This window comes from Stenotrophomonas maltophilia, assembly GCF_006970445.1.
In the GTDB taxonomy this organism is placed as follows: Bacteria; Pseudomonadota; Gammaproteobacteria; order Xanthomonadales; family Xanthomonadaceae; genus Stenotrophomonas; species Stenotrophomonas maltophilia_AU.
Genome location: NZ_CP033877.1, coordinates 4,150,473 through 4,167,247, shown reverse-complemented (window position 1 = coordinate 4,167,247; position 16,775 = coordinate 4,150,473). Strand labels below are relative to the sequence as shown.

Genomic DNA, 16,775 nt, shown 5'->3' with positions numbered 1-16,775 from the left:
AAGGCATGCGTAGCAAGCTCGGTAGTGCAGTGGTGGTGGTCTGTGCGGCGCTGATCGGCGCCTGTTCCCAACCGCAACCGCCTGCCGCTGCCGAGCCTACGCAGCCCCTGGATACCCGACCCACCGAGCCACCGGTCGCTGACCCCAGCGAACCGGTGGCCTCGGGCAACACCCCGGTGGCGGCGGACATCGCCGCCATCGCCGGGCTCGGCGCGCAGTTCGACCCGGCCCGCGACCCCGCCGACGATCTGGCCACCGCCAAGGTGGAAGCCCAGCGCGGCAAGAAGCGCATCCTGCTCGAGGTCGGCAACGCCGCCTGCGATCGCTGCCGGGCGTTGGACGAAGTGGTGGAAGGCAACGGCGACCTGCGCCGCTTCCGCGATGCCCACTACGTGTGGGTGAAGGTCAACGCCAGCGACGAACAGCCCAACGCCGCCTTCTTCGCCCACTACCCGGTGATGGAGCGCGACTACCCGTACCTGCTGGTACTCGACGCCGATGGCGGCCTGCTGGTGTCGCAGGCGACCGGCGAGCTGCGCAAGGGCGAATCCTTCCAGGCCGCACGGGTGACCGCCTTCCTCAAGCAGTGGGCGCCTGACAAACCGGAATAGGGTAGTGCCGGCCGCTGGCCGGCAGCTTCGGTGGGTGCCGACCGTTGGTCGGCACTGATGTTGGGTCGCATCCACGCATGGCGTGGATCTACTGTGGTTGCGGTCACATTCCCGGAATCGGCATCTCAATATCGCACCGCGCTCGCCGTTACCGGCAAGGACCTCAGTCGACGCCCCGTCGACGCAACCTACCGGAACGCCCATGCACAGCGACCACGCCGAACGATTGCCCGAACCTGCCAGCGACCTGGCCGAGGGTGGGGCAGGCGAGGGCGTGACCCTGCCGCCGCAGGAGGCCCTGCTGGATGACGCGGGCATCGGCGAGGACGCTGTTGAACTGGAACCGCCACGCCACCGCCTGCCGCAGATCGCGCTGCCCGACAACGTGGTGCTGAAGGGCGCGGTGCAGAAACTGGTGGAGCAGAAATCGCGATTGGACGCGTTGGCCGCCGAGGGCCAGCTGGCTGGCCTGCTGCCGCCGGAATGGCAGGGCCACGGCGTGCGTGCCATCGATCTGTCCACCTTCATCCAGGGCGTGCTGCCGTTCCTGCAGACCGGCGAACGTGGCGAAACCGCACCGGCCCGCCTGCCGGTACGCCACGTGCTGGGGGACGACAGCCGCTGGGGCCTGGACGATGTCGCCGAGCCGAAATCGCTGGCCTGGTATCTGGCCAGTGACGAACGTGCCACCGCCGGCAGCAAGGACGTCGCAGAGGCCTGGCTGGTCGGCGCGCTGGGCCTGGCGTGGATGCAGGAAGGGCGTAGCCGCCCCGGTTTCCTGCGCGCGATGGGCCAGGACAGCCTGGCAGCGCGGGTGACCATGCTGGGCTATCCGCCGGCCAACGAACTGGCGCTGTACAGCGTCACTGCGCACGGACAGCCGCAGATCTGGTGCGTGCACGGCCGCCGCCGCATGCGCCCGCTGGTGGCGCCGTGGCTGAGTGTGCCGCTGCTGACCGCCTACGGCGTGCCGGCGCCGGTTGCGTGGCCGTCCAGCTTCCCGCCGGTGGAGGCCGTGGCCGAACTGCTGGCGACCGCCCGCCTGGGGCGCGCGCTGCCGGAAGTGGATCTGGGCAAGGTGGTGGCGAAGATCGCCGAGGATGCAGCGTCCGACGCCTGGCAACCGGTCAGTCTGCTGCAGCTCAACACCTGGTCACCCCGCTGGCACTTCTTCCTGGGCACCTTCGTCGGCCTGCCGTCGCTGCTGCTGGTGGCCGCGGCGCTGGCGCTGCCGGGGGCAGTCGAAGCCGCCACGGTTGCCGCCTCGCTGGGCTTCGCCGGCGGTGCCATCGCAGCGCTGGCCGTGCCGTGGATCCATGCACGGCGCAAGCATCTGAGCTGAAAAAAGGGGACGGAGGGGATTAAGTCGTATCACGCACACATGTGCTGATTACGACTTAATCCCCTCCGTCCCCTTTTCCCTCAGACCCCTTCGCCCATCCGTTCCAGGCCTTCGCCGGCCAGGCGCAGGATCAGCTTTTCCAGTACCTGCTCTTCCTCGTCGCTCAGCACCGACATCAGCTTGCGGGTGATCTCGATCACCATCGGGGCGATGGTCTCGTACACCTCGAAGCCGGCTGCCGACAGCGCCAGCACCGAGCGGCGGCGGTCGTCACCATGGGTCTCGCGCTTGATGAAACCGCGCTCCAGCAGGCGGGCCACGGCCCGGCTGACCGCCACCTTGTCCATCGCTGTGCGGTCGGAGACCTCGCTGGCCGAGGAGCCCGGGTACAGCGCCAGGATGGTGATCACCCGCCACTCGGGGATCGCCAGACCGTAACGATCGCCGTATAGCTTGGCGATGTTGCCGCTGACCCGGTTGGACAGCACGCTCAGCCGATATGGCAGGAACTGTTCCAGGTCGAGCAGGACGTGCGAGGAACGCAGGCGGGTCGAAACGGGATCGGCGGGGCTCATGTTGCGGTGCACCTTGCTGGTGGTTTCAAGTGTAACTATAAGGGGTAGGTCCAGACCCTGCATTCTCGCCGGGTCCCTACCTGCCCGCACCTGGTTTGTACCGATGCGGTACCGATTCGGAGCCACGCCATGAATACCGCAGTCCCGACCGCCTCGCACCCCAACCCCGGCATGCAGGTCACCACCTTCGAGAACCCGATGGGCATCGACGGCTTCGAGTTCGTCGAATTCGCCGCCCCGGCCGGCCGTGGCCAGGAGCTGCACGAGTACTTCCGGAAAATGGGCTTCAGCGCGGTGCTCAAGCACAAGCAGCGTCCGATTACCGTCTATCGCCAGGGCGACGTCAACTTCCTGGTCAATGAAGACCCCGATTCGTTCGCTTCGGACTTCGCTGAAAAGCACGGTCCGTGCGCTTGTGGTTTCGCCATCCGCTTCAAGAAGCCGGGCCAGGAGGTCTACCAGACCGCGCTGGGCAACGGCGCCGAAGCCATCGCCTTCAAGCCGGACAGCAAGGCGGTCAGCGCGCCGATCATCAAGGGCATCGGCGACTGCATGCTGTACCTGGTCGATCGTTACGGCAGCGCCGGCAGCATCTTCGACGGCGACTACGAGCCGATCGCCGGTGCCGACCTGCACCCGGTGGGCTTCGGCCTGACCTTCATCGACCACCTGACCCACAACCTGTACTTCGGCAACATGCAGCAGTGGTCGGACTACTACGAGCGTCTGTTCAACTTCCGCGAGATCCGCTACTTCGACATCAAGGGCCTGAAGACCGGCCTGGTGTCCAAGGCGATGACCGCGCCGGATGGCATCGTGCGCATCCCGCTGAACGAATCGTCCGACCCGAAGAGCCAGATCAACGAGTACCTGGACGCGTACAAGGGCGAGGGCATCCAGCACATCGCCTGCTTCACCGAGAACATCTATGAGACCGTCGAAGCAATGCGCGCGCAGGGCGTGGATTTCCTCGATACGCCGGAGACCTACTTCGACGTGATCGACCAGCGCGTGCCGAACCACGGTGAAGACGTGGCGCGCCTGGCGAAGAACAAGATCCTGATCGATGCCGATCCGGAAACCCACCAGCGCAAGCTGCTGCAGATCTTCACCCAGAACTGTATCGGCCCGATCTTCTTCGAGATCATCCAGCGCAAGGGCAACGAAGGCTTCGGCGAAGGCAACTTCACCGCGCTGTTCGAGAGCATCGAGCGCGACCAGATCCGCCGCGGCGTGCTGTAAGGTCTGCAGGCAATGCCGGCTTCCCGCCGGCATTGCCTGTCCGAATGGTAGTGCCGGCCGCTGGCCGGCAATCTCTGGAGTTCCCATGTCCCCCGCCATCACCGCCCGTGGCTATCAGTCCGGTTTCGGCAACGAATTCGCCACCGAGGCCGTCGCCGGCGCGCTGCCGGTCGGGCAGAACTCACCGCAGAAGGTGGCCCACGGCCTGTACGCCGAACAGTTGACCGGCACCGCGTTCACCGCGCCGCGTGGCAGCAATCGCCGCAGCTGGCTGTACCGGATCCGTCCGGCGGTGACCCATGGCGAATTCACTCCGTTCGCGCAGTCGCAGTTGCAGTGTGATTTCGGCGCACAGCCGGCCTCGCCGAACCAGCTGCGCTGGAGCCCGCTGCCGCTGCCGCAGCTGCCGACCGACTTTGTCGAAGGCCTGTACACGATGGGTGGCAACGGTTCGCCCGACGCGCATGCCGGCGTGGGCATCCACCTTTACGCTGCCAACCGCGACATGGTCGGCCGCTACTTCTACGACGCCGACGGTGAACTGCTGATCGTGCCGCAGCTGGGCGCGCTGCGCCTGCTGACCGAGCTGGGCGTGATCGAGATCGAGCCGCAGCAGATCGCGGTGATCCCGCGCGGCGTGCGCTTCCGCGTCGAACTGCCCGACGGCCCGAGCCGCGGCTACATCTGCGAAAACTACGGTGCGCTGCTGAAACTGCCCGACCTTGGCCCGATCGGTTCCAACGGCCTGGCCAACCCGCGCGACTTCGAAACCCCGCACGCAGCGTTCGAAGATGTGGACGGTGATTTCGAGCTGATCGCCAAGTTCGAGGGCCGCCTGTGGCGTGCGCCGATCGACCATTCGCCGCTGGACGTGGTGGCCTGGCATGGCAACTACGCGCCGTACCGCTACGACCTGCGCCGCTTCAACACCATCGGTTCGATCAGCTACGACCACCCGGATCCGTCGATCTTCCTGGTGCTGCATTCGCCCAGCGACACGCCGGGGACCAGCAACATGGACTTCGCGATCTTCCCGCCGCGTTGGCTGGTGGCGCAGAACACCTTCCGCCCGCCGTGGTTCCACCGCAACATCGCCAGCGAGTTCATGGGCCTGGTGCATGGCGCCTACGATGCCAAGGCAGAGGGCTTCGTGCCGGGTGGCGCGTCGCTGCACAACTGCATGAGCGGCCACGGCCCGGACGCGCCGACCTTCGACAAGGCTTCCAGTGCCGATCTGTCCAAGGCCGATGTGATCAAGGACACGATGGCCTTCATGTTCGAGACCCGCGCGGTGATCCGCCCGACCGCGCAGGCCTTGGATGCCGGCCATCGCCAGGGCGATTACCAGCAGTGCTGGAACGGCCTGCGCAACAACTTCCGCTGATCCGGAAAAGGGGACGGAGGGGATTAAGTCGCAAACAGCACACCTGTGTTCGAAACGACTTAATCCCCTCCGTCCCCTTTTTCTTCAGGCGGCCTCGACGAACGCGTCGCAGTGCTCCAGCGGCAGCGCTTCCAGCAGGCGTTGGCGCACACGCTGGCAATAGCCTTCCGAGGTCAGCCCGGGCAGGATCCGCATCGCCGATTGCAGCACCTGCAGTACTTCGTTCTCGGCGCGGGCCTGCTGCAGGTCGCGGAACAGCGCCGCCGCCTGCGGATGGCGCTGCATTTCCAGGATGCCCAGCACATAGATGCGTGCGGCCACCAGCGAACGGCGGCGCTCGACAGCTGTGGTCGTGGCTGCAACAGGTGCCGCGGCCGGTGCTGCGGGCTGCGGGGCCACCACGGCTGCCGGCGACGGCGGTGGGGCTGTGGCGCCGGTACCGGTGCTGAGGTAGCCGGCCTGCACCAGCTGGATGACCATCGCCGGCGCGTCCTGGCCGAGCAGGCCGGTCAGATCGGCGATGCTGCGCTGGCCGTCGCACAGGATCAGCAACCGGCGCTGGCGCATGTCCAGCGGCGCGCGGTGGGCCTGCAGCGCGGTTCGGGCGAGTTCGGTCTTGCGCGGTTGCATGGAAGGGACAGCCAAGTCGGTGCACGCCGAGCCTGAACGAAGGCGATGAAACCGCGATGACAATGCAGCGCCTGCACGCGCGCTGCGCTAGCGTGCAGCTACCTTCGTGCCAGGGAACCGCACCGATGAAGCACCTTCCGATTGCCGGTCTTTTGCTGCTGTCGCTCACTGCCTGCAACCGCAACGCCGAGGCGCCGTCGCCGACCGCCACGGCTCCCAGTACGGGCGCCACCGCCGCGCCTGCGCCAATGGTCCCGGCCGCCGAGCAGGGCCCGGCGCGCCTGGACGGCTTCGCCGGTGCGAAGCTGGGCGCCGGCATCGCCGAAGTCCGCAGTGGTTTTGGCACACCGCTGCAGGGGCTGGGTGCTGATGCCGCCGGCAAGCCGCTGCCGGCTGACGATGGCAACGATGGCTGTTACTTCCTGCGCCCGCAGGATGCCGAGGATCCGCGACTGATGATCGAAGGCCGCAAGCTGGTGCGCTACGACGTGCGCAGCGCAGCCATCACCGCACCAGGCGGCGGCAAGGTCGGCATGACCCTGGGTGAGCTGCAGGTGCTGTACCCCGAGCGCGCTGACGTCGGCCCCGACAAGTACGACGAGAAGGCACAGCACCTGCGCGTGCGGCCGGCGCAGGAGGGCGGGGCGGTGATCGACTTCGCGCTCGGTGCCGATGGCCGGGTGGGTGCCTGGCGCGTCGGGCAGACCCCGCAGGTCGACTATGTGGAAGGCTGTGGCTGATCCTTGATCCACCGCCCAGCCATGCGCTCGGGCCAAGCGTAGAATCGCGCCACCACTGCTGGGGGAGTGCTCGATGATCGCCATTGCCATTGCCTGGTTCCTGCTCGGCCTGCTGTTGCTGGCGCTGGGCGGGGACTCCATCGTCAAGGCCGTGTCCGGCCTGGCCCAGCGCTTCGGGGCCAGCCCGTTCACTGCCGGGCTGCTGCTGCTCGGGGTGACCACCTCGTTGCCGGAACTGGCGGTCAACGCGCGCGCGCTGGCGGTCGGTCAACCGGAGCTGGCACTGGGCAATGCGGTGGGCAGCAGCATCGTCAACCTGGGCCTGACCCTGGCGGTGGCGGCCATCGCGGCACCGCTGCTGCTGCGCGCGCGTCTGCAGACGGTGCTGTGGTGGTCGCTGCTGGCGGCCGGCGTGCTGCTGATCCTGTTCGGGCTGGATGGTCGCCTGGTGCGCTGGGAAGGCGGGGTGCTGGTGGCGGGCTTCATCGTCGTGCAGGTGTTGCTGCTGCGCCGCGGTCGCGTCGAGAGTGCCGAGGTGCAGGTGGCCATCGCCGAATCCGCACTGAGCCGCACCAGCCTGCCGTTGAACGTGCTGCGGGTGCTGATCGCCGCGCTGACGCTGTACTGGGGCGCACGCCTGGTAGTGGGCGCCGCTGCTGACTTCGGGGCAGCGCTGGGCTGGACGCCGCTGCTGGTCGGCCTGCTGCCGGTGGCGATCGGCACCGCGCTGCCGGAGGTGGCAACCGCGATTGCTGCCGCCCGTCGCGGCCACGGCGACATGGTGCTCGGCCACGTGCTGGGTTCCAGCGTGGTCAACCTGCTGCTGGTGATCGGTGCGATGGCGGTGTTGCAGCCGTTGGCGTTGCCGGCCTCGTTCGTGCGCCTGGAACTGCCGGCACTGCTGGCGTTCGCGCTGGTGCTGTACCCGATGCTGCGTGGCGACCTGAAGATCAGCCGCAGCGAAGGCGGAATCCTGCTGGTCGCGTTCGTCGGCTGGTTCGTGCTGGAGCTGCTGCTGGTAGGCGCACCGGCGTTGTAGATCCACGCCATGCGTGGATGCGGTTGATGTCGTGCCGACCAACGGTCGGCACCTTGCCGGTCACGCCGCCGATGATGCGGTAGCTGCCAACCTTGGTTGGCACTCGGGGAAAAAGCGCCGACCAAGGTCGGCCTCAACCGGCACTACCGATTCTGCGCGTGCTCTTCTTCCCGCACCGGTTCCGGCGGCGGCAGCTGCTCTTCGGCGGCCGGCTCGTTGCCCGGAAGGCTGGGGCGGGTTTCCATCAGCAGCGACAGCGCGGCCTTGGCCATCATGTGCGCGCTGATCGGCGCGGTGATGAACAGGAACACGGTGATCAGCAGCTCGCGCGGCTGCGGGTCCTGGCCGAGGAAGATGTGGTAGCACACCGAGCACACCAGTACGCAGCCCACGCCCAGCGTGCTCGCCTTGGTCGGTGCATGCAGGCGCTTGAAGAACGTGGACAGCTTCACCAGGCCCAGCGCGCCGACCAGGATGAAGAAGCAGCCGAACAGCAGCAGGATCGACAGGACGATCTGGATCGCGGTGATCATTCGACGATGTCCCGGCGCAGCACGAACTTGCTCAGCACTACGGTGCTGCCGAAGCCGAGCATGGCGATGATCAGCGCCGCCTCGAAGTAGATCGGCGAGTTGAGGTACATGCCGAACAGCATCAGCTCGGCGATCGCGGTCACCGACAGGGTATCCAGCGCGAGGATGCGGTCGGGCACGGTCGGCCCGCGCAGCAGGCGCCAGGTGGCCAGCAGCATGGCCAGGCCGACCACGTGCATGCATACCACCAGGGTGGTCTGGATGACTTCAAAACCGGTCATGGGAAGATCTCCATCAACGGCGCCTCGTAACGGCGCTTGATCGTATTGATCAGGTCCTGTGGGTCCTCCAGGTGCAGCACGTGCACCAGCAGGAACTTGCGGTCGTCGCTGAGCGCGGCCGAGACCGTGCCCGGGGTCAGGGTGATCATGCTGGTCAGCGCGGCGATGCCGTGGATGTTGGCGATGTCCAGCGGCAACCAGATGAAACCGGGGTGGATGTTCTTTTCCGGGCCCAGCACCTGGATGGCGACGCGGATGTTGGACATCAGGATGTCCCACAGGGTCACGCACAGCAGTTTCGGCAACGGGCGCAGGGTGCCGATGCGGGCGAACTCGCGGTCCAGGCGTGCGGCGAACAGCGGCACCACCACGCCCAGTACCAGCCCCAGCACGATCTGGCCGAGGGTGAAGCTGTCGGACATCAGCAGCCAGAACGCCACCACCATGATGCTGAGCATCGGCGAGGGAATGATGCGGCGGAACAGGGAGCGCTGGGCGGTCATGGCTGGCGGATCTCCGGCGTGGTCGCGCGCAACTGCTGCACGTACTCGCTGGGGTGCAGCAGCTGTGCGGCGGTGGCGTCGGTGTAGCGCATCAGCGGTGCAGCGGCCAGGGTCATGCCGATGCCGTAGGCCAGCAGGATGCAGGCCGCGTACAGCTCGACCCGGCGCAGGCGTGCCTTGCGCGGCTTCGGTGCATCGGCCTCGACCGGCGGCACGCGCCAGAACAGGCGGATGCCACCCCGGGTCAGGCCCATGATCACCAGCAGGCTGCTGACCAGCACCGCAGTCCAGACCGGGGCGGTGTACTGCGCCGGCATGCCGGCGAGCAGCGCAGCCTTGGCCAGGAAGCCGGACAGTGGCGGCAGGCCGGCCACCGACACTGCACCGATCAGGAACAGCACGGCTGGCGTTTCCTTGCCCGGCATCGGCGCGACCACTTCCTTGCGGTCGCTGGCACCACCGCGTCGGCGGCGGATCAGGTCGGCGATCAGGAACAGCGCGGCGGCGACGAAGCTGCTGTGTGGCAGGTAGTAAAGACCGGCCGAGAGCACCTGCGGCGTGCCGACCGAGAAGGCGATGAACAGCGTGGCTGCCGACACGATCACCAGGTAGGAGATCAGCACGCGCAGGCGGGTTGCAGCCAGCGCACCCAGGCCACCCAGCACCAGCGTTGCCACGCCGGCCCACAGCAACCAGTCGCGGCCATAGCCGGCCATAGCGCCGGCATCGTCGCCGAACCACAGCATCTGGATGCGCAGCACCGAGTACAGGCCGACCTTGGTCATGATCGCGAACAGCGCGGCCACGGCGGCCGGCGCGCGCGAATAGGCTTCCGGCAGCCACAGGTACAGCGGCATCAGCGCGGCCTTGGCACAGAACACCAGCAGCAGCAGGCCCATCGTCGCCTTCACCAGGGTCAGCTGTGCCGGCGGCACTTCAGCGATGCGCTGCGACAGCTCAGCCATGTTCAGCGAGCCCAGCGAGGCGTACAGCAGGCCCAACGCGATCAGGAACAGGGTCGAGGCGGTGACGTTGAACACCACGTAATGCAGGCCGATGCGCATGCGCAGGCCACGGCCACCACTGAGCAGCAGGCCGTAGGAGGCGATCAGCATCACCTCGAAGAACACGAACAGGTTGAAGATGTCGCCGGTCAGGAACGCACCGTTGAGGCCGACCAACTGGAACTGGAACAATGCATGGAAGTGTGGCGCGCGACGGTCCCAGCCCGAGCAGGCATGCAGCAGGCAGGGAATGGCCAGCAGCAGGGTGGTCAGCAGCATCCATGCCGACAGCCGGTCGGCCACCAGCGCGATGCCCAGACGCGACGGCCAGTCGCCGAGCAGGTAGACGTTGATCTCACCGCTGGCAGTGGTGGCGAACAGCAGGCCGACCGCCAGTGCCAGCGCCGACAGCGAAGTCCAGGCCACCGCGCGCTGCACCCTGGGGCCATAGCGGCGGTGTTCGACGAACAGCGACAGCGCAGCACCCAGCAGCGGAATCAGGATCGGCAGGATCACCAGGTGATTCATGCGCGGTCCTCGCCCTGGCGCGGCGGCACGCGCTCATCCTGCAGGTCGTCATCCGGCTCATGGGCGTCCACGTGGTCGCTGTGGTTGTCGCTGCGGCTGCGCATGGCCAGCACGATGCTCACCGCCGTCATCGCGAAGGCGATCACGATCGCGGTCAGCACCAGCGCTTGCGGCAGCGGGTCGGTGTAGTTGCCGAGATGGCTGTCCACGCCTTCCTGCAGCACCGGCGCCTTGCCCAGCACCACGCGGCCACCGGCGAAGATCAGCAGGTTGGTGGCGTAGGACAGGAAGGTCATGCCGAGGATCACATCGAAGCTGCGCGCACGCAGCAGCAGGTAGATGCCGATGGCGGTCAGCACGCCGATCGCGGTAGCCAGGGCCAGTTCCATCAGTGCATCTCCCCGGTGCGTGCCGAGCGGCGTTGCAGGTCGATCTCACCCTTGCGGGCAGTGCGGGTACGCGACGGCTTGATCGTGCCCATCATCGACAGCATCAGCATGGCGCCGCCGAACACCACCAGATAGACGCCGATGTCAAAACCAATCGCGCTGGCCAGCGGCACGTCGCCGATCAACGGCAGGTGCAGGTCGAGGTGGCCACTGGTCAGGAACGGCACGCCGAACAGCATCGACGCGCTGCCGCTGAGCAGGGCGATCAGCAGGCCCATGCCGATGCAGCGGATGTAGTCGAAGCCGAAGCGCGATTCCACCGATGCGGTGCCCTGGATCACGTACTGGATCAGCAGCGGTACCGCCAGCACCAGGCCGGCGATGAAGCCGCCGCCCGGTGCGTTGTGGCCGCGCAGGAACAGGAAGATCGACACGGTCAGGGTCAGCGGGAACATGATCTGCGCCAGGTCGGCCGGCACCGGCAGCTTGATCGGCGGGCCGGGCATGATCTGCTCCGGTGCCATCCGCGTACGCCGCAGCAGCGCATGTACCACCAGCGCGGCGATGCCGAACACGGTGATCTCGCCGAAGGTATCGAAGCCGCGGAAGTCGACCAGGATCACGTTGACCACGTTCTGGCCATAAGCCTCGGGCAGCGCACGGGCGAGCAGCTCGCCGGCCATCGTGTTCGGCGGCAGGGTCATCGCGGAATAGGCCAGCGCGCCAAGCCCGGCACCGGCGATGATCGCGATCACTGCGTCGCGGCGCTTGCGCCAGCGCGGCCGCTCCGAGCCGGACTGCGCCGGCAGGTAGTTCATGCCCAGCAGCATCAGCACCAGCGTCACCATCTCCACCAGCAGCTGGGTCAGGGCCAGGTCGGGCGCGGACAGGAACACGAAGGTCAGCGCCACCATCAGGCCGACGCCGCCGACCAGCAGTACCGCCAGCAGGCGCTGCTTGTAGACGCGCAGGGTGGCGACCGCGCAGGCCATCATCACCAGCCACAGTGCCCAGCCCAGCAGCGGAATCGGCTGCGGTGCGGTCCAGTTCGGCGAGGCCGGGTTGGCCACGAATGGCGCGGCGGCGACCACGATCGCCACCAGCACCAGGCCCAGCAGCATGCGCTGCAGGCTGCCGTTGGCGATGCCGTTGGTCAGGCGCATGGCCAGCGCGGAGATCGCATCCAGCTGCGCATGGAACACGTTGCGGCCGGTGGTGCGGGTTTCCACGCCGTGCAGGTTGATCAGCTTGCGCAGGCCGAAGTACAGCGCCACGCCGCCGACCACGCCGATCGCGCTCATCGCCAGCGGCAGGTTGAAGCCATGCCACACCGCCAGGCTGTACTCGGGCATGGCATTGCCGAGGATCGACTCCGCGGCGGCATGCAGCACCGGCGCCACGGTCAATGCCGGGGCCACGCCCACGGCCACGCAGATCACCACCAGCAGTTCCACCGGCACCTTCATCCAGCGCGGCGGTTCATGCGGTACGCGGTCCAGGTCGTGCGGGCCAGCGCCGAAGAAGGTGTCGTGCACGAAGCGCAGGCTGTAGGCCACGCCCAGCACGCCGGCCAGCAGCGCGGCGATCGACACCGCCGTGCGCATCGCACCCGGGCCGCCACCGGCCGTCAGCGCTTCGGCGAACAGCATTTCCTTGGACAGGAAGCCGTTGAGCAGCGGGATGCCGGCCATCGCCAGCGAGGCGATGATCGCCAGCGCGCTGGTGAACGGCATCAGCTTGCGCAGGCCGCCCAGCTTGCGCATGTCGCGGGTGCCGGTTTCGTGGTCGATGATGCCGGCGGCCATGAACAGCGAGGCCTTGAAGGTGGCGTGGTTGAGGATGTGGAACACGCCGGCCACCACCGCCATCGGCGTGGACAGCCCGAACAGCAGGGTGATCAGGCCCAGGTGGGAAATGGTCGAGTACGCCAGCAGGCCTTTCAGGTCGTGCTGGAAGATCGCATTCCAGGCACCGATCAGCAGGGTCAGTGCGCCGATGCCGCTGACCGTATAGAAGAACAGGTCGCTGCCGGCCAGCGCCGGGTGCAGCCGCGCCAGCAGGAACACGCCGGCCTTCACCATGGTGGCCGAGTGCAGGTAGGCCGAGACCGGGGTCGGCGCCGCCATTGCGTGCGGCAGCCAGAAGTGGAACGGGAACTGCGCGCTCTTGGTGAAGATGCCGGCCAGCACCAGGAACAGGGCGTAGGGGTACAGCGCGCTGGCGCGGATCTGCTCGCCGGCGGCCAGCACCACGTCCAGGTCGAAGCTGCCGACGATGCGGCCGATCAGCAGCACGCCACCGAGCAGGGCCAGGCCGCCGCCGCCGGTGATCACCAGCGCCATGCGTGCGCCTTCACGGGCGTCCTGGCGGTGCGACCAGAAGCCGATCAGCAGGAACGAGCTGATGCTGGTCATTTCCCAGAAGATCATCAGCAACAGCAGGTTGCCCGACAGCACCATGCCCAGCATGGCGCCCATGAACAGCAGCAGGTAGCAGTAGAAGCGGTGTGCGTTGTCCTGCTGGCTCAGGTAGTAGCGCGCATACAAGACCACCAGCGCGCCGATGCCGAGCACCAGCCCGGCGAACATCCAGGCCAGCCCGTCCAGGCGCAGGGTGAAGTCCAGGCCGATCTGTGGCAGCCAGGGCAGCAGGGTGCGGACCACCTGGCCATCGAGCACCGCCGGGGTCAGCCAGCCGAGGATGGCCAGCCCGCCCAACGGCGCCAGCGCCGCCAGCCAGGCAGCAGTCGAGCGCGAACTACGGGGGAAGGCCGCAACAGCCGCTGCCATCAGGAACGGCAGGGCCAGCAGCAGGGGCAGGCTGGGGAGCATGCAGGGAATCCATGATTCACGAGCAGGTCAGGGAGGATAACAGGCTGCGAAATGTCGCCGAAACCCACCGAACAGCGATCAATTGCATGTAACGTCCGCTGATTCATTTTTTCTGCGGCGCAGCATCGCGTTCCTGCAGTCCCTCCCCGGTTGCCCTCGGGGGACACCCTACGCCCACGCAGGGAGACCGCAGGCCCTGTCGCACAGGGGCTGCCATCGACGGGCGGGAAGCGGGGAGCGAGTCACCGGCGCAGGCTGGCAGGGCCGCCGTGGAGTGTGGGTGATGGAATCCGCCCGTTCAGGAAACGACGGCCGCTGTCGGCCGCCGGCAGATCAATAGCGCCAGTCGAGCTTGCGGTAGAACTTGGCCATCACCCAGGCCGGGCCGATCAGCAGGTAGGTCAGGTCGGTCAGGAAGCTGGGCTTGCGGCCCTCGAACTTGTGGCCGATGAACTGCGCGATCCAGGCCACCACGAACACCCCCACCGCCAGCCAGCGCAGGGCATGCAGGCCGATCTCGGCCTCCAGCAGGCGGCACAGGCAGCCGAACACGAAGAACTGGATGAGCATGCCGATGCCCAGCGGGCGCGACAGCTTGTTGTAGAAGCACCAGGCGCTGAACATCGCGAACGCCGACCAGATGCCGTACTGGAACCAGGTGATCAGCGGTGGCAGGCACCACAGCAGGGCCACCACCGACCACAGGATCGCCGGTACAGCCACCACGTGGATGCGCTGGTTGATCACATTGCGGTGGTCGTCGGAGTAGCTGGCGAAATAGCGGTCGATCGGCCGCGCAAGCTCGGTGGATGTCTGCATGCGGCCAGCATACTCCCGCCGGACCCGTCAGTAGAGTCAGGCCATGCCTGGCTGCAGGTGTTCACCGAGGTTGCCGGCCAGCGGCCGGCACTACCCCAGGCAACCGTCGTAGAGCCAGGCCATGCCTGGCTGCAGGTGTTCGCTGAGGTTGCCGGCCAGCGGCCGGCACTATCGCATTCAGAACGCCCCCGGCCAGGCCGGGGGCGCAGGTGGATCAGTCGACGCTGATCCCGGCCAGGCGCTGCAGCGCCTCGGCGTACTTGGCGCGGGTGCGCTCGATGATTTCGGCCGGAATGGTCGGGCCCGGCGCGGTCTTGCCCCAGTCCAGCGTCTCCAGGTAGTCACGCACGAACTGCTTGTCGTAGCTCGGCGGGCTGGTGCCCACTTCGTACTCGTCGGCCGGCCAGTAACGCGAGGAATCCGGCGTCAGCATCTCGTCCATGATGTACAGGCGGCCATCGGCGTCGGTACCGAACTCGAACTTGGTGTCGGCCAGGATGATGCCGCGCTCGCGGGCGTAATCAGCGGCGAACTTGTAGATGCGCAGGGTGGCGTCGCGCACGCGCTCGGCCAGGTCCGCACCGACCTGCTTCACCATTGCGTCGAAATCGATGTTCTCGTCATGGTCGCCCACGGCGGCCTTGGTCGAGGGGGTGAAGATCGGCTCGGGCAGCTGTTCGGCCTGGCGCAGGCCGTCGGGCAGGTCGATACCGCTGACCTTGCCGGTGCGCTGGTAATCCTTCCAGCCGCTGCCGATCAGGTAGCCGCGGGCGATCGCTTCCACCGGCACCGGCTTCAGCTTGCGGGTGACCACCGCACGCTTGGCGTACAGGGCCGGGTCCACGCCCTCGGGCAGCACGCTGGCCACGTCGATGCCGGTCAGGTGGTTGGGCATCAGGTGCGCGGTCTTGGCGAACCAGAAATTGGACACCTGGCAGAGCATTTCGCCCTTGCCCGGGATCGGGTCGGGCAGGACCACGTCGAACGCCGACAGGCGATCGGTGGCCACCATCAGCAGGTAATCGCCCGGCGGGGTCCCTGCAGGCAGCCGCTCGCGCGGGATATCGAACACATCACGCACCTTGCCGCGGTGGCGCAAGGGCAGGCCGGGGAGATCGGATTGCAACAGCGTGGTTGGCACGGGCACTCCTGGGGCGTTGTCGATACGGCTGCCCAACGGACCCGGCGGGCCCGCTGACCAGCGGGCGGCCTAGTGTAAAGCCGTCCGGGCCCGCTGTGACGTAAAATGAGCGTCCATTTCGTCGGTCGACCCCGGAGCGCCATGCGCTGGTACGGAAAACTGCTCGGATTCATCGCCGGCGCCCTGCTGTTCCGGCCCAATCCGCTGTTCGGCGCGGTGGTCGGCCTGCTGATCGGCCATGCCTTCGATTCGGACTGGTTCCGCCTGAACAAGGAGAACCCGTACCGGGAGCTGGGGCTGACCTCCGAGGCCACCGATGCCGAGGTCGAGCGCGCCTATCGCAAGCTGATCTCGCAGTACCACCCCGACAAGCTTGGCGGCGCCGCCCCCGAGCTGCAGCAGCAGGCCGAGCAGAAGTCGCGGCGCATCAATGCCGCCTACGACCGCATCAAGACCCTGCGCAAGCGCTGACCCCTTTCCCCTCGTTGCAAGGCCCGGCCATGTCCCACTGCCTCATCGCCCCCTCCATCCTGTCCGCCAACTTCGCCCGCCTCGGCGAGGAAGTCGACAACGTCCTCGCTGCCGGTGCGGACTGGGTCCACTTCGACGTGATGGACAACCACTACGTGCCGAACCTGACCATCGGCCCGATGGTCTGCCAGGCGCTGCGCAAGCACGGCGTCACCGCGCCGATCGACGTGCACCTGATGGTCGAGCCGGTGGACCGCATCATCCCGGACTTCGCCGAGGCCGGTGCCACCTACATCAGCTTCCATCCGGAGGCGAGCCGTCACGTGCACCGCACCATCCAGCTGATCCGTTCGCTGGGCTGCAAGCCGGGCATCGTGCTCAATCCGGCCACCCCGGTGGACATCCTCGACTGGGTGCTGGATGACCTGGACCTGGTGCTGCTGATGTCGGTCAACCCGGGCTTCGGCGGCCAGGCCTTCATCCCCTCGGCGCTGGACAAGCTGAAGGTGGTGCGCAAGATGATCGATGCCAGCGGCAAGGACATCCGCCTGGAGATCGACGGTGGCGTGAAGGCCGACAACATCGGTGAGATCGCTGCCGCCGGTGCCGATACCTTCGTCGCCGGTTCGGCCATCTTCAACGCCAAGACCAGCTACCAGGACGTGATCGCGCAGATGCGCGCCAACGTCGCTGCGGCGCGGGGCTGAGCCAT

18 protein-coding genes are annotated in these 16,775 nt (G+C 67.3%); 8 read left to right on the top strand and 10 right to left on the bottom strand.

Translation table 11 applies throughout. The annotated features are described in order from the left end of the window. Positions 1 to 5: 5 nt before the first annotated feature. Together EGM71_RS19115 and EGM71_RS19110 are read left to right on the top strand one after the other, a co-directional pair. Positions 6 to 611 (top strand): thioredoxin family protein, encoded by a 606-nt coding sequence (locus tag EGM71_RS19115; protein WP_188486416.1) that lies wholly within the window; start codon positions 6 to 8, stop codon positions 609 to 611. 202 nt (positions 612 to 813) lie between these two features. Next, a complete protein-coding gene (locus tag EGM71_RS19110) occupies positions 814 to 1,953 on the top strand; it encodes a hypothetical protein (protein WP_188486414.1) in 1,140 nt (379 codons plus the stop codon). An 80-nt stretch (positions 1,954 to 2,033) separates the two neighbouring features. Here the strand turns inward: EGM71_RS19110 and EGM71_RS19105 are convergent, their stop codons facing one another. Continuing rightward, positions 2,034 to 2,591, bottom strand: a complete 558-nt coding sequence (locus tag EGM71_RS19105; protein WP_088027642.1) for a MarR family winged helix-turn-helix transcriptional regulator — start codon at positions 2,589 to 2,591, stop codon at positions 2,034 to 2,036. A 66-nt stretch (positions 2,592 to 2,657) separates the two neighbouring features. On the opposite strand from EGM71_RS19105, the gene hppD reads away from it, so the two are divergent. Together hppD and hmgA are read left to right on the top strand one after the other, a co-directional pair. Then, a complete protein-coding gene (gene hppD / locus EGM71_RS19100; protein WP_185830026.1) occupies positions 2,658 to 3,770 on the top strand; it encodes a 4-hydroxyphenylpyruvate dioxygenase in 1,113 nt (370 codons plus the stop codon). A gap of 85 nt (positions 3,771 to 3,855) precedes the next feature. Continuing rightward, complete coding sequence (gene hmgA / locus EGM71_RS19095) at positions 3,856 to 5,154, top strand: homogentisate 1,2-dioxygenase (protein ID WP_188486412.1); 1,299 nt, start codon at positions 3,856 to 3,858, stop codon at positions 5,152 to 5,154. Between the two features lie 84 nt (positions 5,155 to 5,238). Here hmgA and EGM71_RS19090 read toward each other — a convergent pair whose 3' ends face one another. Then, entirely contained in the window at positions 5,239 to 5,784 is a 546-nt protein-coding gene (locus EGM71_RS19090; RefSeq protein ID WP_188486410.1) for a hypothetical protein, read from the bottom strand. A gap of 125 nt (positions 5,785 to 5,909) precedes the next feature. Here EGM71_RS19090 and EGM71_RS19085 point away from each other — a divergent pair, with 125 nt between their 5' ends. Then, entirely contained in the window at positions 5,910 to 6,524 is a 615-nt protein-coding gene (locus EGM71_RS19085; protein WP_188486408.1) for a hypothetical protein, read from the top strand. A gap of 73 nt (positions 6,525 to 6,597) precedes the next feature. Further along, positions 6,598 to 7,563: a sodium:calcium antiporter gene (locus EGM71_RS19080; protein WP_188486406.1), complete on the top strand. Its 966-nt coding sequence runs from the start codon at positions 6,598 to 6,600 to the stop codon at positions 7,561 to 7,563. Positions 7,564 to 7,706: 143 nt separating this feature from the next. On the opposite strand, the gene EGM71_RS19075 is transcribed toward EGM71_RS19080, so the two are convergent. From EGM71_RS19075 to EGM71_RS19040, 8 genes are all read right to left on the bottom strand, one after another. Continuing rightward, positions 7,707 to 8,096 (bottom strand): Na+/H+ antiporter subunit G, encoded by a 390-nt coding sequence (locus EGM71_RS19075; protein WP_188486404.1) that lies wholly within the window; start codon positions 8,094 to 8,096, stop codon positions 7,707 to 7,709. Then, positions 8,093 to 8,377, bottom strand: coding sequence for a K+/H+ antiporter subunit F (locus EGM71_RS19070; protein ID WP_005411334.1), 285 nt, complete (start codon positions 8,375 to 8,377; stop codon positions 8,093 to 8,095). Before EGM71_RS19070 ends, EGM71_RS19075 begins: the two co-directional genes overlap by 4 nt. Next, on the bottom strand, positions 8,374 to 8,880 hold the full coding sequence (locus EGM71_RS19065; RefSeq protein WP_188486402.1) for a Na+/H+ antiporter subunit E: 507 nt from the start codon (positions 8,878 to 8,880) through the stop codon (positions 8,374 to 8,376). The genes EGM71_RS19070 and EGM71_RS19065 overlap by 4 nt, the downstream gene beginning before the upstream one ends. Then, positions 8,877 to 10,412, bottom strand: a complete 1,536-nt coding sequence (locus EGM71_RS19060; RefSeq protein WP_188486400.1) for a monovalent cation/H+ antiporter subunit D — start codon at positions 10,410 to 10,412, stop codon at positions 8,877 to 8,879. Before EGM71_RS19060 ends, EGM71_RS19065 begins: the two co-directional genes overlap by 4 nt. Beyond that, positions 10,409 to 10,801 (bottom strand): Na+/H+ antiporter subunit C, encoded by a 393-nt coding sequence (locus EGM71_RS19055; RefSeq protein WP_005419863.1) that lies wholly within the window; start codon positions 10,799 to 10,801, stop codon positions 10,409 to 10,411. The genes EGM71_RS19060 and EGM71_RS19055 overlap by 4 nt, the downstream gene beginning before the upstream one ends. Further along, positions 10,801 to 13,632: a monovalent cation/H+ antiporter subunit A gene (locus EGM71_RS19050; RefSeq protein ID WP_188486398.1), complete on the bottom strand. Its 2,832-nt coding sequence runs from the start codon at positions 13,630 to 13,632 to the stop codon at positions 10,801 to 10,803. Before EGM71_RS19050 ends, EGM71_RS19055 begins: the two co-directional genes overlap by 1 nt. A 333-nt stretch (positions 13,633 to 13,965) precedes the next feature. Next, positions 13,966 to 14,451: a DUF962 domain-containing protein gene (locus tag EGM71_RS19045; RefSeq protein WP_101766200.1), complete on the bottom strand. Its 486-nt coding sequence runs from the start codon at positions 14,449 to 14,451 to the stop codon at positions 13,966 to 13,968. Positions 14,452 to 14,665: 214 nt separating this feature from the next. Continuing rightward, positions 14,666 to 15,592 (bottom strand): phosphoribosylaminoimidazolesuccinocarboxamide synthase, encoded by a 927-nt coding sequence (locus tag EGM71_RS19040; RefSeq protein WP_029379835.1) that lies wholly within the window; start codon positions 15,590 to 15,592, stop codon positions 14,666 to 14,668. A 141-nt stretch (positions 15,593 to 15,733) separates the two neighbouring features. Between EGM71_RS19040 and EGM71_RS19035 the strand changes: the two genes are divergently transcribed. Continuing rightward, positions 15,734 to 16,063, top strand: a complete 330-nt coding sequence (locus EGM71_RS19035) for a J domain-containing protein (RefSeq protein WP_005411327.1) — start codon at positions 15,734 to 15,736, stop codon at positions 16,061 to 16,063. 29 nt (positions 16,064 to 16,092) lie between these two features. Beyond that, entirely contained in the window at positions 16,093 to 16,770 is a 678-nt protein-coding gene (rpe, locus tag EGM71_RS19030) for a ribulose-phosphate 3-epimerase (protein ID WP_134971114.1), read from the top strand. The last annotated feature ends 5 nt before the right edge of the window (positions 16,771 to 16,775 follow it).

What these genes read in the sequence shown, in the direction of transcription:
- EGM71_RS19110 (WP_188486414.1), top strand. Translation starts at nt 814, where the DNA reads ATGCACAGCGACCACGCCGAACGATTGCCCGAACCTGCCAGCGACCTG.
- EGM71_RS19090 (WP_188486410.1), bottom strand. Translation starts at nt 5,784, where the DNA reads ATGCAACCGCGCAAGACCGAACTCGCCCGAACCGCGCTGCAGGCCCAC.
- EGM71_RS19035 (WP_005411327.1), top strand. Translation starts at nt 15,734, where the DNA reads ATGCGCTGGTACGGAAAACTGCTCGGATTCATCGCCGGCGCCCTGCTG.
- EGM71_RS19105 (WP_088027642.1), bottom strand. Translation starts at nt 2,591, where the DNA reads ATGCAGGGTCTGGACCTACCCCTTATAGTTACACTTGAAACCACCAGC.
- EGM71_RS19085 (WP_188486408.1), top strand. Translation starts at nt 5,910, where the DNA reads ATGAAGCACCTTCCGATTGCCGGTCTTTTGCTGCTGTCGCTCACTGCC.
- EGM71_RS19075 (WP_188486404.1), bottom strand. Translation starts at nt 8,096, where the DNA reads ATGATCACCGCGATCCAGATCGTCCTGTCGATCCTGCTGCTGTTCGGC.
- EGM71_RS19115 (WP_188486416.1), top strand. Translation starts at nt 6, where the DNA reads ATGCGTAGCAAGCTCGGTAGTGCAGTGGTGGTGGTCTGTGCGGCGCTG.
- EGM71_RS19055 (WP_005419863.1), bottom strand. Translation starts at nt 10,801, where the DNA reads ATGGAACTGGCCCTGGCTACCGCGATCGGCGTGCTGACCGCCATCGGC.
- EGM71_RS19070 (WP_005411334.1), bottom strand. Translation starts at nt 8,377, where the DNA reads ATGACCGGTTTTGAAGTCATCCAGACCACCCTGGTGGTATGCATGCAC.
- hmgA (WP_188486412.1), top strand. Translation starts at nt 3,856, where the DNA reads ATGTCCCCCGCCATCACCGCCCGTGGCTATCAGTCCGGTTTCGGCAAC.
- EGM71_RS19050 (WP_188486398.1), bottom strand. Translation starts at nt 13,632, where the DNA reads ATGCTCCCCAGCCTGCCCCTGCTGCTGGCCCTGCCGTTCCTGATGGCA.
- EGM71_RS19080 (WP_188486406.1), top strand. Translation starts at nt 6,598, where the DNA reads ATGATCGCCATTGCCATTGCCTGGTTCCTGCTCGGCCTGCTGTTGCTG.
- EGM71_RS19045 (WP_101766200.1), bottom strand. Translation starts at nt 14,451, where the DNA reads ATGCAGACATCCACCGAGCTTGCGCGGCCGATCGACCGCTATTTCGCC.
- EGM71_RS19060 (WP_188486400.1), bottom strand. Translation starts at nt 10,412, where the DNA reads ATGAATCACCTGGTGATCCTGCCGATCCTGATTCCGCTGCTGGGTGCT.
- EGM71_RS19065 (WP_188486402.1), bottom strand. Translation starts at nt 8,880, where the DNA reads ATGACCGCCCAGCGCTCCCTGTTCCGCCGCATCATTCCCTCGCCGATG.
- rpe (WP_134971114.1), top strand. Translation starts at nt 16,093, where the DNA reads ATGTCCCACTGCCTCATCGCCCCCTCCATCCTGTCCGCCAACTTCGCC.
- hppD (WP_185830026.1), top strand. Translation starts at nt 2,658, where the DNA reads ATGAATACCGCAGTCCCGACCGCCTCGCACCCCAACCCCGGCATGCAG.